This is a genomic window from Cellulomonas cellasea (assembly GCF_006538745.1).
In the GTDB taxonomy this organism is placed as follows: Bacteria; Actinomycetota; Actinomycetes; order Actinomycetales; family Cellulomonadaceae; genus Cellulomonas_A; species Cellulomonas_A cellasea.
Map to the genome: position 1 here is coordinate 1 of NZ_BJLR01000017.1, position 15,410 is coordinate 15,410.

Annotated in this window: 13 protein-coding genes; 7 read left to right on the forward strand and 6 right to left on the reverse strand. The window is 75.2% G+C overall.

What is annotated here, in order from left to right; genetic code table 11:
• From CCE01nite_RS22070 to CCE01nite_RS08850, 4 genes are all read right to left on the reverse strand, one after another.
• A partial coding sequence (locus CCE01nite_RS22070; protein ID WP_170223957.1) for a DUF2510 domain-containing protein occupies positions 1-441 on the reverse strand: 441 nt, incomplete at its 3' end.
• Between the two features lie 153 nt (positions 442-594).
• On the reverse strand, positions 595-1,623 hold the full coding sequence (locus tag CCE01nite_RS08840) for a MaoC/PaaZ C-terminal domain-containing protein (protein ID WP_052104340.1): 1,029 nt from the start codon (positions 1,621-1,623) through the stop codon (positions 595-597).
• A complete protein-coding gene (locus tag CCE01nite_RS08845; RefSeq protein WP_034633208.1) occupies positions 1,620-3,020 on the reverse strand; it encodes a 3-oxoacyl-ACP reductase in 1,401 nt (466 codons plus the stop codon). Before CCE01nite_RS08845 ends, CCE01nite_RS08840 begins: the two co-directional genes overlap by 4 nt.
• Positions 3,017-4,363 carry an acetyl-CoA C-acetyltransferase gene (locus CCE01nite_RS08850; protein ID WP_034633205.1) on the reverse strand — a complete coding sequence of 449 codons (1,347 nt, stop codon included), beginning with the start codon at positions 4,361-4,363 and terminating at the stop codon, positions 3,017-3,019. Before CCE01nite_RS08850 ends, CCE01nite_RS08845 begins: the two co-directional genes overlap by 4 nt.
• Before the next feature lie 216 nt (positions 4,364-4,579).
• On the opposite strand from CCE01nite_RS08850, the gene CCE01nite_RS08855 reads away from it, so the two are divergent.
• The 5 genes from CCE01nite_RS08855 (at position 4,580) to CCE01nite_RS08875 (ending at position 12,640) form a co-directional block, all read left to right on the forward strand.
• Positions 4,580-5,623 (forward strand): TetR/AcrR family transcriptional regulator, encoded by a 1,044-nt coding sequence (locus CCE01nite_RS08855; RefSeq protein ID WP_246056379.1) that lies wholly within the window; start codon positions 4,580-4,582, stop codon positions 5,621-5,623.
• A complete protein-coding gene (locus CCE01nite_RS08860) occupies positions 5,620-7,824 on the forward strand; it encodes an acyl-CoA dehydrogenase family protein (protein ID WP_084142519.1) in 2,205 nt (734 codons plus the stop codon). Before CCE01nite_RS08855 ends, CCE01nite_RS08860 begins: the two co-directional genes overlap by 4 nt.
• Positions 7,825-8,038: 214 nt before the next feature.
• A complete protein-coding gene (locus tag CCE01nite_RS08865) occupies positions 8,039-10,867 on the forward strand; it encodes a putative bifunctional diguanylate cyclase/phosphodiesterase (RefSeq protein WP_169743986.1) in 2,829 nt (942 codons plus the stop codon).
• Between the two features lie 94 nt (positions 10,868-10,961).
• Entirely contained in the window at positions 10,962-12,242 is a 1,281-nt protein-coding gene (locus CCE01nite_RS08870; protein WP_052103705.1) for a histidine--tRNA ligase, read from the forward strand.
• A 137-nt stretch (positions 12,243-12,379) separates the two neighbouring features.
• Positions 12,380-12,640 carry a hypothetical protein gene (locus CCE01nite_RS08875; protein WP_034626677.1) on the forward strand — a complete coding sequence of 87 codons (261 nt, stop codon included), beginning with the start codon at positions 12,380-12,382 and terminating at the stop codon, positions 12,638-12,640.
• Between the two features lie 2 nt (positions 12,641-12,642).
• Here the strand turns inward: CCE01nite_RS08875 and CCE01nite_RS08880 are convergent, their stop codons facing one another.
• A complete protein-coding gene (locus tag CCE01nite_RS08880) occupies positions 12,643-12,972 on the reverse strand; it encodes a DUF1905 domain-containing protein (protein ID WP_141372209.1) in 330 nt (109 codons plus the stop codon).
• A 186-nt stretch (positions 12,973-13,158) separates the two neighbouring features.
• Between CCE01nite_RS08880 and CCE01nite_RS08890 the strand changes: the two genes are divergently transcribed.
• Complete coding sequence (locus CCE01nite_RS08890) at positions 13,159-13,548, forward strand: DUF1761 domain-containing protein (RefSeq protein WP_034626643.1); 390 nt, start codon at positions 13,159-13,161, stop codon at positions 13,546-13,548.
• A gap of 42 nt (positions 13,549-13,590) precedes the next feature.
• On the opposite strand, the gene CCE01nite_RS08895 is transcribed toward CCE01nite_RS08890, so the two are convergent.
• Entirely contained in the window at positions 13,591-14,796 is a 1,206-nt protein-coding gene (locus tag CCE01nite_RS08895; RefSeq protein WP_034626645.1) for a TerC family protein, read from the reverse strand.
• Positions 14,797-14,910: 114 nt separating this feature from the next.
• Between CCE01nite_RS08895 and CCE01nite_RS08905 the strand changes: the two genes are divergently transcribed.
• Positions 14,911-15,387, forward strand: a complete 477-nt coding sequence (locus CCE01nite_RS08905) for a hypothetical protein (protein WP_246056380.1) — start codon at positions 14,911-14,913, stop codon at positions 15,385-15,387.
• Positions 15,388-15,410 lie beyond the last annotated feature (23 nt).

Here is a 15,410-nt window from a genome sequence, read left to right on the forward strand (position 1 = left end):
CCGGCTCCCGAACTGCGACTGCCCTCCGCCGCCGGGCTGCCCGCCGAACTGCGACTGTCCGCCGAGCTGGGACTGTCCGCCGAACTGCGACTGCGCGCCGAGTCCCGGCTGCGCGCCGAACTGCGACTGCCCGCCGGGGGCTGGCTGGTCACCGAAGCCGGGCTGCCTGCCGAAGCCAGGCTGCCCGCTGAGCTGCGAGTGCCCACCCGGCGCACCCGTCGCGCCGCTGCCCGAGCCGGAGGACCTCCGCGCGGCGGGGTCGTCGAGAGGGGCGAACCCGGGGTCGGGCGCGGTGACGCCCGCGGGCTCCGGCGGCGCGCTCACGTGCTCGGTCCACCCGTGGCCGTCCCACCACCGGACGCCGCTGCCGGCGGGGTCGGGGTCGGGGTACCAGCCGGGCTCGGGCGTGGTGACGCTCGCCGCGCTTTCCGTGCCGTGCATCGACATCCCTGAGCCCTCCGCCGCCGTCCTGCGTACGCAGGTTCTTCGGCGCGTGCGGCTCCCCGCTTGAGCATCGCCCGGAGGGTGAGTGCAGGACGGCGCCCGCGGGCCCCCGACCGAGGTGCTCGGGCGGGGGCCTGCCGGTGCGCCGAGTCAGAGCGGCCGGACCGACCCCGTGAGGTGCACCTTGCCGCTCCGCGGGTGCCAGCCCGCGTACGTCCAGCCGCCGCCGGGTCCGTCGTCCGCGGCGACCCGCACCGCGACCGAGCCCGGCAGCAGCACGGGCTTGGCGAACTCGACGGACCAGGTGAAGGCGTCGCCCCGCTCGGCACCGACCGTCGCGAGCGCGCGCGCCGCGGTGTCCATCCCGTGGGCGATCGCGCGCGGGAAGCCGAGCGCCTTCGCGGAGACCGCGGAGAGGTGGATCGGGTTGCGGTCCCCCGAGACGGCCGCATACCGGCGCCCGGTGCCGGCGTCGAGCTCCCAGCGGGCGGTCGGCACCGGCGCCACGAACGCCGGCCGGGCACCGGACCCGCTGCCGCTACGCCCGTCGGCCCCGCCGGTCCCCTCGACCCCGTCGGCCACTCCCGCGCCGCCGTCGTCCCCCGCGCCCCCGCGCACGAGGTGCGTGCCCTTCGCGAGGTACGTCGAGACCCCACGCCACGCGACCGGACCCTCGCGCAGCTCGCGCGCCGGGCCGGCGAGCCGGACCTCGGTCACGAGCTCGACGGTCGTCCCGGTGCGGTGCGCCGCGAGCCCCTGGGCCCACGCCCGCACGTCGACGGCCTGCCCGAGCCGCAGCGGCACGTGCTGGGTGATCTCGTTCGCGAGGTGCACGAGCCCGGCGAGCGGCAGCGGGAAGTCGGGCCGGGCCATGACCGCGGTCGCGACGGGGAACGCGAGCACGTGCACGAACCCGGCCGGCAGCACGTCCGACGCGGTCTCGCCGAGCAGGTGCTGGTAGGCGGTGAGGTGCGCCGCGTCGGCCTGGACTCCGGCGACGACGTACGCGACCTCGGGCAGGTCGACCGGGCCGCGCCCGAACCGCCGCGCGAGCACGAGCCGCCCGGACGCCGCGGCGCCGCGCGCGTAGAGCCGCCCGAGCGACGGCACCCCCGGGAGCACGACCTCCTCGCGGCGCAGGTCCGCGACGCCCGGGGAGGTCCCGCCCGCAGCGGTCACTGGCCCACCAGGTTCTGCCCGCACACCCGCAGGGTGCGCCCGACGACCCCGCCGGCCTGCGGCGACGCGAGGAACGCGACGGTCTCCGCGACGTCGACGGGCTGGCCGCCCTGCTGCAGCGAGTTGAGCCGCCGCGCGACCTGCCGCGTGACGGCCGGGATCTTCGCCGTCATGTCCGTCTCGATGAACCCGGGTGCGACGGCGTTGGCCGTCCCCCCGAACGCCGTCAGCAGGGGAGCGGTGGCGCGGACCATGCCGACGACGCCGCCCTTGGACGCCGCGTAGTTCGTCTGGCCGCGGTTGCCCGCGATGCCGGACGTCGACGCGAGCGCGACGATCCGCGGCTCGGCCGTGAAGTCGCCGGACGTGAGCAGCTGCTCGTTGATCCGCAGCTGCGCGGCGATGTTGACCGCGATGATCGGGTCCCACCGGTCGGGCGTCATGTTGACCAGGAGCTTGTCGCGCGTGATGCCGGCGTTGTGGACGACGATGTCGAGCCGCCCGTGCCGGGCCTGCGCGTGCTCGAGGATGCGCGTCCCGGCGTCCTCGGCGGTCACGTCGAGCTGCAGCGCGGTGCCGCGGACCTTGTTGGCGACGGCCGCGAGCTGCTCGCCCGCCGCGGGGATGTCGACCGCGACGACGGTCGCGCCGTCACGCGCGAGAGTCTCGGCGATGGCCGCGCCGATGCCGCGCGCGGCGCCGGTCACGACCGCGACCTTGCCGTCGAGCGGCCGGTCCCAGTCGAGCGGCAGCGACCCGCCGTCGCTGTCGACGGCGAGCAGCTGGCCGTCGACGAACGCCGAGCGGGCCGACAGAAAGAAGCGCAGCGCGCCGAGGACGCTCGGTGCGGTGACCGGGACGCCGTCCGCGACCACCACGCCGTTGCCCGTCGCCCCGGTGCGGAGCTCCTTGGCGACCGAGCGCAGGATCCCGTCGACGCCCTGGCGCGCGGCGGCGACCGCGGGGCCGTCGTCGGGCGTCGCGGGCCGCGAGACCGTGACGACGCGCGCGTGCGGCGCGAGGGCCTTGAGCGTCGACCCGAGCGCGAGCACGGGTGCGGCGAGCTCGTCGGGGTGCGTGAGCTCGGTCAGCACGAGCACGACGGCGGCGTACCGCTCGCCCTGCGCGGCGTGGCGGCGCACGTCGAGGTCCCAGCCGGGCGCGAGCAGCGTCGCGTCGGCTGCCCTGGCGTCCGTTGCGGCGGAGGACGCCGTGCCCGCGAGCACGTGCGCGACCGTGTCGGCGTCCTGCCCGGTGCCGAGCACGAGGACCGGGCCGTCGACGAGCGGTCGGCCGGGCTGGTGGCGCCGCAGCGGCACGGGCCGGGGCAGCCCGAGCTGCTTCGCGATCTTCTTCGTGAACCCCGAGTTGACGAGGTTCAGGTAGGTGTCGGTCACGCTGCCTCCAGGATCGCGGTCACGCCGATGCCGCCCGCGGCGCACACCGAGATGAGGGCCCGCACGGGCCGGTCGTCGCCGTTCGCGGCCTTGCGACGCGCGAGCTCCTTGGAGACCGTCGCGACGATGCGGCCGCCGGTCGCGGCGAACGGGTGCCCGGCGGCGAGCGACGACCCGTGCACGTTGACGCGGCTGCGGTCGACCTTGCCGAGCGGGCCGTCGAGGCCCAGGCGGGTGCGGCAGAACTCGTCGGACTCCCACGCACCGAGCGTCACCGCGACGGTCGCGGCGAACGCCTCGTGGATCTCGACGTAGTCCATGTCGTCGAGCGTGAGCCCGTGGCGCGCCAGCAGTCGCGGCGCGGCGAACACCCCGGCGGTGAGCAGCCCGTCGACGCCGTGCACGAAGTCGACGGCCGCGGTCTCGGCGTCGACGACGCTCGCGAGCGGCGTGAGGTCGTGCGCGTCGGCCCACTCCTGCGAGCCGAGCAGCACGGTCGACGCGCCGTCGGTCAGCGGCGTGGAGTTGCCGGCGGTCATGGTCGCGGGCGTGTCGAGCGTCAGCCCGAACGTCGGCTTCAGCGTCGCGAGCTTCTCGAGCGAGGTGTCGGCGCGCAGGTTCGCGTCGCGCGTGAGCCCGCGGTACGGGGTCACGAGGTCGTCGAAGAACCCGGCGTCCCACGCGGCGGCGAGGCGCTGGTGGCTGAGCAGCGCGATCTCGTCCTGCGCCTCGCGCGTGATGCCCCACTCGGCGGTCGTGAGCGCCTGGTGCTCGCCCATCGACAGCCCGGTGCGCGGCTCGGACGTGCGGGGGACCGACGGCGCGAGGTCGCCGGGGCGCAGCCGGGCGAGCGCCGCGAGCTTCTGCTGGGGGCTCTTGGCGCGCGACAGGTCGAGCAGCACGCGGCGCAGGCGGTCGCTCACGGCGATCGGGGCGTCCGACGTGGAGTCGACGCCGCCGGCGATCCCGGACTCGATCTGCCCGAGGCGGATCTTGTTGGCGAGCAGCACCACGGTCTCGAGCCCCGTCGCGCACGCCTGCTGGAGGTCGAACGCCGGGGTCTCGTTGGACAGCGCGGAGCCGAGCACCGACTCGCGCGTGAGGTTGAAGTCGCGGCTGTGCTTGAGCACGGCGCCCGCGGCGACCTCGCCGACGCGCTCGCCCTGCAGCCCGTACCGGGCGACGAGCCCGTCGAGCGCGGCCGTGAGCATGTCCTGGTTGCTCGCGCGGACGTACTTGCCGCCGGCCCGCGCGAACGGGATGCGGTTGCCGCCGAGCACGAGCGCGCGGCGGGGGGAGGCGTCGGTCCTGGGGGTGGGGGCCGGGGAGCCGGTGGCTGCCATGGCGTTCCTCTCGCGTCGTCGCTGAGTCGGTCTCGGGTCGTGCGGTCGTGCGGTCGTGCGTCGAGCCGCGTGCGGAGCTGCGTGGTGCAGCGCTCCGGTTGCAGTACCTCGGTGCCGTGCCCCGCGCCCCGTGAGGCCCGCGGGACGTCGGTCCCGGGTCCCGCGGGACGCGCCGTGCTATGTCCAGAACCCACAGTACCTGATACCGTCGGTTTCGTGAGCCCGGTCACACCCGACCCGTCGACGCCGACGGACCGCCGCGCACCGTCGTCCCCGACGGTGCGCGAGCCGCGTCCCCTCGGCGCGAACCCCCTGCGCACCGTCCGCCCCGGCCAGCAGCCGCAGCGCCCCGCGTCGGCCCCGCCCGAGGCCGACCGCTACCGCCGCGCCGACGAGTCCGTGCGCCCGGTCCTCGGCGGCGAGCCCGCGCCCGACGGTCGCTCGACCCGCTGGGCCGACCACCGCGAGGCCCGCCGCGCGGAGCTCGTGCGCGTCGCGCGCCGCACCGTCCACCACCAGGGGCCCGACGTCTCGATGGAGGAGATCGCTGCCGCCGCGGGCACCTCGAAGTCGATCGTCTACCGCTACTTCAGCGACAAGACCGGGCTGCAGATCGCCGTCGCCGAGGCCGTCGTTCTGCAGATCCAGGGCGCGCTCGAGGCCGTGCTGCGGATCGCCCCGACCCCGCGCGACGGGCTGCGCGGCATGGTCGCCGTCTACCTCGAGATGATCGAGCACTCCCCGCACGTCTACGCGTTCGTGACGCGCGACGGCTCGGTCGAGTCCGGCGGCCCGCTGGGGCACTTCCTCGACTCCGTGACCGCGCTCGTCGCCGCCCCGTTCGCCCGGGCGCTCGCGGACGACGACGGCGGCCCCGACCCCGCGCAGCTCGCGCTCGCCGAGGCGTGGGCCGCGGGTGCCGTCGGGTTCGTGCGCGGCGCGGGCGAGCGCTGGCTCGCGCACCGCGGCACGCCGGGCTCCCCGACGCGCGAGGTGCTCACCGCGTCCGTCGCCGCGTGGCTGTGGGCCGGTCCCGTCGGCCTGCTCGCCCGGGAGCGGACGCGCGCCCCCGACCGCCCGTCCGCCGCCGAGCCCGCCCCCGACCCCGACGGCCCGACGGCGCCCGACGGCACCGCAGCACCCGACGGCACCACAGCGCCCGACAGCACCACCGCAACGAGCACCCCAGCGCCCGACGCCACCATCCCCGACGCCGGCCCCGCGCCCGCACCTCACACCCCGACCGAGGAGTCCCGATGACCGCCACGACCGACCGCCCGGCCGCCCGCCCCGCCCGCCCGGCCGGCCCTCAGCCCGCCGCCACGCCGGCCGTCGACGTCGCCGCGCTCGGCGAGCAGCTCCTGGGCCGGTACGCCGAGCTGCGCCGTGGTGCGCGCGCGGTCGCCGCCGACCCGCGGTTCCACCGCATCGAGGGCCAGTCGATGGCCGAGCACCGCGAGCGGGTCCTGGGCCAGCTCAGGCTGCTCGCGGCCGAGGCGGACGTGCTGCGCGCGTTCCCCGAGGTGCTCGGCGGCCGGTCGGACCACGGCGGGAGCCTGTCGCGGTTCGAGGAGCTCGTGGTCGCGGACCCGTCGCTGCAGATCAAGGCCGGCGTCCAGTGGGGGCTGTTCGCGTCCGCGATCATGCACCTGGGCACGGCCGACCACCACGCGCGCCTGCTGCCCGGCGCCATGTCGGTCGACGTCCCGGGCGCGTTCGCGATGACCGAGACGGGGCACGGCTCGGACGTCGCCTCGATCGGCACGACGGCGACGTACGACCCGGCCACGCAGGAGTTCGACCTGCACACCCCGTTCCGCGCGGCGTGGAAGGACTACCTGGGCAACGCCGCGCAGCACGGCACCGCGGCGGTCGTGTTCGCGCAGCTGATCACGCCCGACGGCGAGGGTGGCCGGCCCGTGAACCGCGGCGTGCACGCGCTGTACGTGCCGATCCGCGACCCGCAGACCGGTGAGTTCCTGCCGGGCGTCGGGGGCGAGGACGACGGGCTCAAGGGCGGCCTCAACGGCATCGACAACGGGCGCCTGCACTTCACGCACGTGCGCGTCCCGCGCGCGAACCTGCTCAACCGCTACGGCGACGTCGCGGAGGACGGCACCTACTCCTCGCCGATCGCGAGCCCCGGCCGCCGGTTCTTCACGATGCTCGGCACGCTCGTGCAGGGGCGCGTGTCGCTCGACGGCGCGGCGGTCAACGTCGCGAAGGTCGCCCTGATCACCGCGGTCACGTACGGCAACCAGCGCCGGCAGTTCACGGGGGCCTCGGACACCGAGGAGACCGTGCTGCTCGACTACGCGGAGCACCAGCGCCGGCTGCTGCCGCTGCTCGCGGAGACGTACGCGTCGGCGTTCGCGCACGAGCACCTGCTGAGCGCGTTCGACGACGTGTTCTCGGGTCGCGAGGACACCGAGGAGAAGCGCCAGGACCTCGAGACCCTCGCGGCGGCGCTCAAGCCGAAGTCGACGTGGCTCGCGCTCGACGCGCTGCAGACGGCGCGCGAGGCGTGCGGCGGTGCGGGCTTCCTCACCGAGAACCGGCTCGTGTCGCTGCGCGCCGACATGGACGTCTACGTGACGTTCGAGGGCGACAACACGGTCCTGCTCCAGCTCGTCGCGAAGCGCCTGCTCGCGGACTACGCCAAGGCGTTCAAGGACGTCGACGCGAGCGCCGTCGCCCGGTACGTCGCGGGCCGCGCCGCCGACGCCGCGCTGCACCGCACGCCGCTGCTGCGCGCGGTCCAGACGCTGACCGACGCCGGCGACGCCCGCCGGTCCGCGGGGCAGCTGCGCGAGACCGCGACGCAGCGCGAGCTGCTCACGGACCGCGTCGAGACGATGGTGGCGGACCTCGCGCAGGCGCTGCGCCCCGCGTCGCGCTCGTCGCGCCAGGACGCTGCGGCGCTGTTCAACGCCCACCAGCACGAGCTCATCGAGACCGCGCGGGCGCACGCCGAGCTCATCCAGTGGGAGGCGTTCACGACGGCGGTCGCGCGCACGCAGGACCCGGGCACGCGCCAGGTGCTCACGTGGCTGCGCGACCTGTTCGGGCTGAGCCTCGTCGAGCGCAACCTCGCCTGGTACCTCATCAACGGCCGGATGTCGGCCGGCCGGGCGCGGACCGTGACGTCGTACATCGACCGCCTGCTCGCGCGGCTCCGGCCGCACGCGCAGGACCTCGTCGACGCGTTCGGGTACGGGCCGGAGCACGTGCGCGCGGCGATCGCGTCGGGCGCCGAGCGGGAGCGGCAGGACGAGGCGCGCGCGCACTACCGGGTCCAGCGCGCGTCGGGCGACGCCCCCGTGCCGGAGAAGCAGCTGCCCGCGGGCTCGGTCGCCCGCCAGACGCCGACGACCGGGCCGGTCACGGGCGACCCGGCCGCGGGCGACGAGCCGGCACCGACCGAGGACTCGGGCGTCGCGGCGGTCGGCTCGCCCGCCTGACGCACCCCCGGACACCGACCCGCAGCGCGGTCGCCCCCAGCCCGGGCGGCCGCGCTGCGGCGCGTCACGGCCGCGACGGCGGCGCGTCACGGGCCCGACGGCCGGGTGGCACAGGCCCGACGGCCGGGTGGCACGGGTGAGATCGCCGCTTCACCCCCGACCCGGGACGTCGAGCCCTTGAACTTCCCCGGCCGGGGCCGATGGGCCTGGCGCGATGGAGACCACCGGAGAGCGCGAGACGTCAGGCGGGACGACGACCCTGCTGTTCCGGCACGTCCGCGCGCAGGGCGGTGACGCCGCGGTGCAGGAGGTCCTCGAGCGCGCGGGCGTCCCCGAGCTCGCGGCGCACGTCGGCGACATGGGGCACTGGATCAGCTACGAGACGCGGATCCGGCTGTTCCACGCCGCGGTCGACGTGCTCGGCGACCCGCGCACGATGTTCGACGTCGGCGCCACGGCCATCGCCAACGGCCTCGACCACGCGCTCGTGCTGCTCCTGCGCACGCTCGGCAGCCCGCGCGAGGTGTACCGCCAGCTGCCCCGCGCCGTCTCGAAGTTCACGTCGACCTCGACGATGCGGATCGTCCGTCTCGACGCGACGTCCGCCACGGTCCACTACCGGCTGCACGACGGCTACGCGCACTCGCGCCTCGACTGCGACTACGCGCGGGGGCTCATCTCGTCGGTGCCGCGCCTGTTCGACCTGCCCGCGGCCGCCGTCGGGCACCCCGCGTGCCAGTCGGACGGGCACCCGCACTGCGTCTACACGATCCGCTGGCCCCGCTACCGGCGGTTCGCGCCGCTCCGGCGGCGCGGTCAGGAGAGCGTCGAGCTCGGCGCGCTGCGGGCCCAGCTCGAGGACCTCCAGCTCGCGGCGTCGGACCTCGTCAGCAGCGACGACGTCGGCGCGGTGCTCGAGCGGATCACGGACCGGGCCGCGAGCGCGCTGCTCGCGCCGGCGTACCTCCTTGTCGTCGAGGGGCGGGACGGCGACGAGCCGGTGGTGCGCTCGAGCGGCCTCGACCCGGACGAGGCGCGGGACCTCGCGGAGGCGATGCGCCGCGGGGACGACCTCGGGGCGCGGGCGGTCGTCGTCGACGTCGCCTCGACGCGCCACGCGCACGGGAAGCTCGCGGCGGTGTTCGGGCCCGGGCAGCGCGCGCTCGACCAGGACCGGCACCTGCTCGAGGCCTACGCCCGGCACGCCGCCGCGGCGCTCGACCTGCTGACCGCGCTCGAGGACAGCCGCCGGGAGGCCAGGCGCGCCACCGCGCTGCTGGCCCTGGCGCACGCGCTCGCCGGCGCCCGGGACACCCTCGCCGCCGCGACGGTCGTCGCGCAGGCGATGCCGGGCATCGTGGGGTGCCGGGGTGCGGGCGTCATGCTGTGGGACGCCGCGACCGGGTCGCTGCGATCCGTCGCCTCGCACGGGCACGAGCCGCACGAGTCCCAGGTGCTCGCGAACGCCACGATCCACATGGACAACGTCCCGGAGCTCGCCGGCCTCATCACGCGCCGCGAGCCGATGGTGCTCGACGTCGCCACCGCGAGCCCCGTCGTCGCGGGCCTGCTGCGCGGCGTCGGCGCCCGGTCCGCGATCGTCGTGCCGCTGCTCGCGGGCGACTCGCTCATGGGCATCGCGACCGCGAGCTGGCCGCGGTCCATGGTCGGGACGCCCGGGCTCGCCGAGGCGCTGACCCGGCTCGAGGGCCTGAGCGACCAGGCGGCGACCGCGCTCGAGAACGCCCGGCTGCTCGCGACCGTGCACCACCAGTCGCAGCACGACGCGCTCACGGGCCTGCCGAACCGCGTGCTGTTCGCCCGTGCGCTGGACGACTGCCTGCGCGCGACCCCCGAGGACCGGACCGTCGCGGTGCTGTTCTGCGACCTCGACCGGTTCAAGTACGTCAACGACGGGTTCGGCCACGCCGCGGGCGACGAGCTCCTGCGGCAGGTCGGCGCGCGGCTGCGCGAGCGGGTGCGCGACGGCGACGTGCTCGGGCGGCTGAGCGGCGACGAGTTCGCCGTCGTCCTCCCGAGCGTCTCGGGCGAGGACCACGCGGTCGGGATCGCGCTCGACATCATCGAGTCGCTCGACAAGCCGTTCCGCATCGACGGCCGGGAGCTGCGGATCACCGCGAGCATCGGCATCTCGCTGCACACCGGGCCCGACGGGCGCGGCGACAAGCTCCTCGCGTCCGCCGACTCCGCGATGTACCAGGCGAAGCAGCGCGGGCGGAACCAGGTCGCGGTCGCCGGGGGGCTGGTCAAGCGCGGCGTCGTCCCCTCGCTCGAGGCCGAGCTGTCCAGCGCGATCACCAACGACCAGCTCCGGCTGTTCTTCCAGCCCGTCGTCGACGTGTCGGGGCCGTCCGAGGCGGGCGACGTCGTCGGCGGCGAGGCGCTGCTGCGGTGGGCCCACCCGCGCCTCGGGCTGCTCGCGCCCGGTGCGTTCCTGCCGCTCGCGGAGGAGGCCGGCCTCGTGACCGACCTGGACCTGTGGGCGCTCGGCGCCGCGTGCCGCACGCTCGCGGGCTGGTGCGAGGAGTCGGGCCGCCCGATGCACGTCGCGGTGAACCTCGCCGGGGCGACCCTCGTCGACCCGCGCCTCCTGCCTGCGGTGCGCAGCGCGCTGACCGCGAACGAGATCACCCCGGACCAGCTCCACCTCGAGATCGTCGAGAGCCGCTCGCTCGTCGACATCCCCGGCGCGGTCGAGCGGCTCGGCGAGCTGCGGCAGATGGGCGTGAAGATCTCCCTGGACGACTTCGGCACCGGCTACTCGACGCTCGCGTGGATCCAGGCGCTGCCCGTCGACCAGATCAAGATCGACCGCACGTTCATCATGGCGCTGCCCGACGACGACGCGTCGCTCGCCGTCGTGCGCGCGGTCCTCTCGCTCGCGAGCGACCTGGGGATCGGCGTCGTCGCGGAGGGCGTCGAGGAGATCGAGCAGCTCGCGGCGCTGCGCGAGGTCGGCTGCGGGCTCGTGCAGGGCTACCTGCTCGGGCGTCCGCAGCCCGAGCTCGAGATGGGTCTCTGACCCCACGGTCGCCCTCGTCCCGCCCCGGTTCGCGCCGGCGGCCGGACCAGGGGCGGCGCCGGGGGTCGGTGCCGCCGCCGGTACCCTGGCGGTCATGGCCAGAGCAGCTGTTCCCGCACGCGGCATGCGTGACGTCCTGCCCGCGGAGAAGGAGAAGCGGGAGCGCGTCCTCGGCTCGATCCGCTCGACGTACCGCCGGTTCGGGTTCACCGAGATCGAGACCCCCGCGGTCGAGCCCATCGAGCGGCTGCGCTCGAACCAGGGCGGCGAGAACGAGTCGATGCTCTTCCAGATCATGAAGCGCGGCCTCGAGCCCGGCACCCCCGTGAACCCCGCCGAGGCGGTCGACCTCGCTCTGCGCTACGACCTCACCGTGCCGCTGACCCGGTTCTACGCGTCGCACGCCGCCGAGCTGCCAGCCGTGTTCCGCGCGCTGCAGACCGGCCCGGTGTGGCGCGCCGAGCGCCCGCAGAAGGGCCGCTACCGCCAGTTCACGCAGGTCGACATCGACATCATCGGCGAGCCCGGCACGATCGCCGAGATGGACCTCATCGTCGCGACGCTCGCCGCGTTCGAGGACCTCGGGCTCGCCGAGGGCATCACGCTGCGCATCAACGACCGGCGCATCCTGCTCGACCTGCTCGCGGCCGTCGGCATCGCGCCCGAGCGGTCCGCCGAGACGCTCATCGCGCTCGACAAGCTCGACAAGATCGGGGCCTCGGGCGTCGCCGCCGAGATCGAGGGCCGCGGGCTCGCCTCCGGGGAGACCGTCGAGCGGCTCCTCGCGTCGGTCACCGCGCTGCAGGCCCAGACCGGGCTCGACGACGCCCCGCTGCGCGACGGCACGTTCACGGTCGACGGCACCGACGTCCAGGTCAGCCTCTACGACCTCCCGGAGATCGTGGCGACCGTCGCGAAGCTCGCGCCGTGGGCCGACGTCGCGTTCGACGTCTCGCTCGTGCGCGGCATGGGCTACTACACCGGGCCCATCTTCGAGATGACGCACCCCTCTTCCGCCGGTTCCGTCGCGGGCGGCGGGCGGTACGACTCGGTCGTCGGCAAGTGGCTCGGGCGCGACGTCCCGGCGTGCGGGTTCTCGATCGGCTTCGAGCGGATCATCGACCTCGTGCCCGACGCGCCGAGCACGAGCCGCCGCGTCGCCGTCCTCTACGCCGAGGGCACGCCCGCCGCCGACGTGCTCACCGCGCGCCAGCAGCACCAGGCCGACGGCAGCGACGTCGCGCTCGTCCGCGCACCTCGCAAGCTCAGCGGCCGGTTCCTCGACGGCCTGACCGCCGAGGGGTTCACGCACGTCGACAGCGGGGCGGTCTCGGGCGATGGGCCCGGCACCGTGCGGGAGCTGCGCCGGGGGTGACCACGCGCGGCGCGCGTCCGCGGGCACCCGCCGTTCCGCACCACGCCGGTGACGACGCGGTGACGGGCGGACGAACTCTCGGCGCGCAGGCGGTCCCCGGCGCGCGGCTGGCGCCGCCCGACGACATCGTGGGAGGCATGTCGATGGCTGCGCCGTTCCTGCCCCACGGAGAACCCGAGCCCGGTGTCCCTGCGGCCGATCCGGGCGCCGGTGCGCCCCCGGCGGCCGAGGGCTTCGGCGTCGAGGCCGAGGAGCCCGACCGCGTGCCGGACGGCGACGCGGAGGCAGCGGACGCGGGGACGGACGTAGCGACGGCGGACGCGGACGCGCTCCGCCCGGGGACGCTCGACGACCCGCCGTTCCGCACCCCCGACCCGGGCGAGCTGCAGGGCCGCTGAGGTCAGCGGAGCCGCTCGTCCAGGTGCACGTGGACCTCGTCGCCCGGTCCCTTCCGGATCGCGCGCAGGGTCCGGGCCGTGACGGGCAGCTTGTGGGTCCCGTCGCCCAGCGCCATGAACGAGCTGCGGAACCCCTCGCCGTCCACGGTCCCGCGGACCTTGACGATCCCGCGCGTGCCGAAGATCTCGGCGGACCCGGGCAGCACGACGTAGATCCAGCCGCCCGTGCTCGGGCTCTTCTGCACGGTCGCCGTGAAGTCGCGGTCGAGCGGCTCGGTCTGCTGGGGCGAGGCGGCGGGCGAGCCGCCAGCCGCCGGCTCGGTTCCGGTCATCGCGGTCTCCTCCGGTCGGGGCGCCGGGCGGCGGGGGCGGTGCGGCCCGTGCGGGCCTCGCCGGGGTAGACGTCCGTCGTCGCCGGAACTCACCGGCCCGACGCCCGCGGCCGCGCCCCGATGAGTTCCCGCCCGCCCGCCGGTCTGCCGGGGTGACGGACGACCGGCGGACGAGCGGAGCACGTGATGGACGGCATCGAGATCCTCCCGGTCCTCGTGGCGACGGTGGCGGCGTTCGTCGCCGCGTTCGCGTACTACGCGGTCCTCGGGTCGCAGCTCGCGCGGCTCGGCAGCGCCGCGGGCGACGGCCGGCCGCCGGGCTGGATGATGCCCGTCGAGCTGCTGCGCACGCTCGCGGTGACGAGCGTCGTGGCCGTGGTCGTCGCGCTCGGGGACGTCGAGGGCTGGCTCGCGGGCGCCGCGCTCGGGGCCGTGCTGTGGGTCGGCTTCCCGGTCGTGCTGCTCAGCGGGTCCGTGGTGCACGAGAAGGTGCCGTGGCGGCTCGCCGCCCTGCACGCCGGCGACTGGCTCGTGAAGCTCGTGCTGGTCTCGGTGGTCCTGAGCGCGTGGTCCTGAGCGCGTCGTCCCGGGCGCCTGGTCCTGAGTGCTCGGACCGGCTCAGCGGCCCGCGGGCGGCAGGTACCCCGTCGAGACGGCCTCGTCGTGCTCGGCGTGCGCCCGCTGCAGGAGCTCCATGAGCTCGCGCTCCGAGCGGATGCGGGCCCGCTGCTTCTCGGGCAGCGCCTTGAGCTGCTCCTCCTCGCGGAGCAGGCGGGCGAACAGCTCCTCCTCGTAGGCCGGGTCGTTCTCGGTCTCGAGGTACTCGGTCGCGTGCCGCCGGGCCGCCGCCACGGAGTTCTGCGCCCGGCCCTTCGCGCTCGTGAGGGACGCGACGACGGTCACGAGCAGGGTGCCGATGATGACGCTGAGCGAGAGCGGCGTGCTGATCTCGACGACCGGCACGTGCTCGCCCTCGTTGATGAACGGGACGTTGTTCTCGTGCAGCGCGTGCAGGATCAGCTTGACGCCGATGAACGCGAGGATCGCCGCGAGCCCGTACGACAGGTACACGAGCCGGTCGAGCAGGCCGTCGATCAGGAAGTACAGCTGCCGCAGGCCGAGCAGCGAGAACGCGGTCGCCGTGAAGACGAGGAACACGTTCTGCGTGAGCCCGAAGATCGCGGGGATCGAGTCGAGGGCGAACAGGATGTCCGTGCCGCCGATCGCGACCATGACGAGCAGCATCGGCGTGAGTGCGCGCTTGCCGTCCTTGACGGTGAACATCTTGTCGTCGTCGTAGTAGTCGGTCGTGTGGAACAGCCGGCGCGCCAGCCGGACCATGATGTTGTCGGCCGTGTGGCTGTCCTCGGACTCCGGCTTGAGCAGGTTCCCGGCCGTGATGAGCAGGATCAGGCCGAAGACGTAGAACACCGCGGCGAACCGGTTGATGAGCGCGGCGCCGACGAAGATGAACCCGGCCCTCGCGATCAGCGAGAACACGATCCCGAACAGCAGCACCTTCTGCTGGTCGGCGCGGGGGACCTTGAAGCTCTGCATGATGATGAGGAAGACGAACAGGTTGTCGACCGAGAGCGCCTTCTCGGTGACGTACCCCGCGAAGTACTCGGCGCCCATCGTGTGCCCGCCGAGGACCCACACGCCCACGCCGAACAGCAGCGCGATCCCCACGTAGATCGCCGACCACCGCGCGGCCTCGGCGAGCGTCGGGACGTGGGCCTTGCGCACGTGGAAGACGAAGTCGAACGCGAGCAGCGCGACGATGAAGACGATGGTCGCGATCCACACCGGGGTCGACACGTCCATGGCGGGGCTCCCGTACGGTCGGGTCAGCGGTCCGGCCTCGTGGTGCGGCCTGCTGCTCAGCGTAGGTGCGGTCCCCGGGCGCCGCCCGGCCGCAGGACGTCTCAGGAGGCTCGCATGGCAGCGGCGGACGACGGCTCGGGTGCGGCAGGTGCGGCAGGTGCGGCAGGTGCGGCAGGTGCGGCAGGTGCGGCGCGGGGGCCGACGGGTGGGGCGCGGGCCGTGCGCGCCGTGCTGGTCGCGGTCCTGGCCGCCGCGTGCTGGTTCGCGTGGCTCGCGTGGGACACGACCTACCAGGTCGACCCGGCGACGGGAGCCGCGTCCGGGCCGTACGAGGCGTGGCAGGTGCTCGGCTGCGCGCTGAGCCTGGCGGTCGTGGTGGTGCTCGGGACGGTGGCGCTCGGGGCCCGCGCGACGGTGGTCGTCACGACGCTCGCGTTCGCGGTCGCGTGGTCGGTCACGGCGAGCACCGACGAGACCGGGCTGTGGATGGTCGGTGCGCTGCTCGTGCTCGTCGGGGTCGCGGTCGGCAGCACCGCGGTCGCCGCGGTCACGGCCGCGGTGCTGCGGCGGCGCGGCACGCGGGCGGCCTAGGGGACCGGCCGGCGCGACGTCGC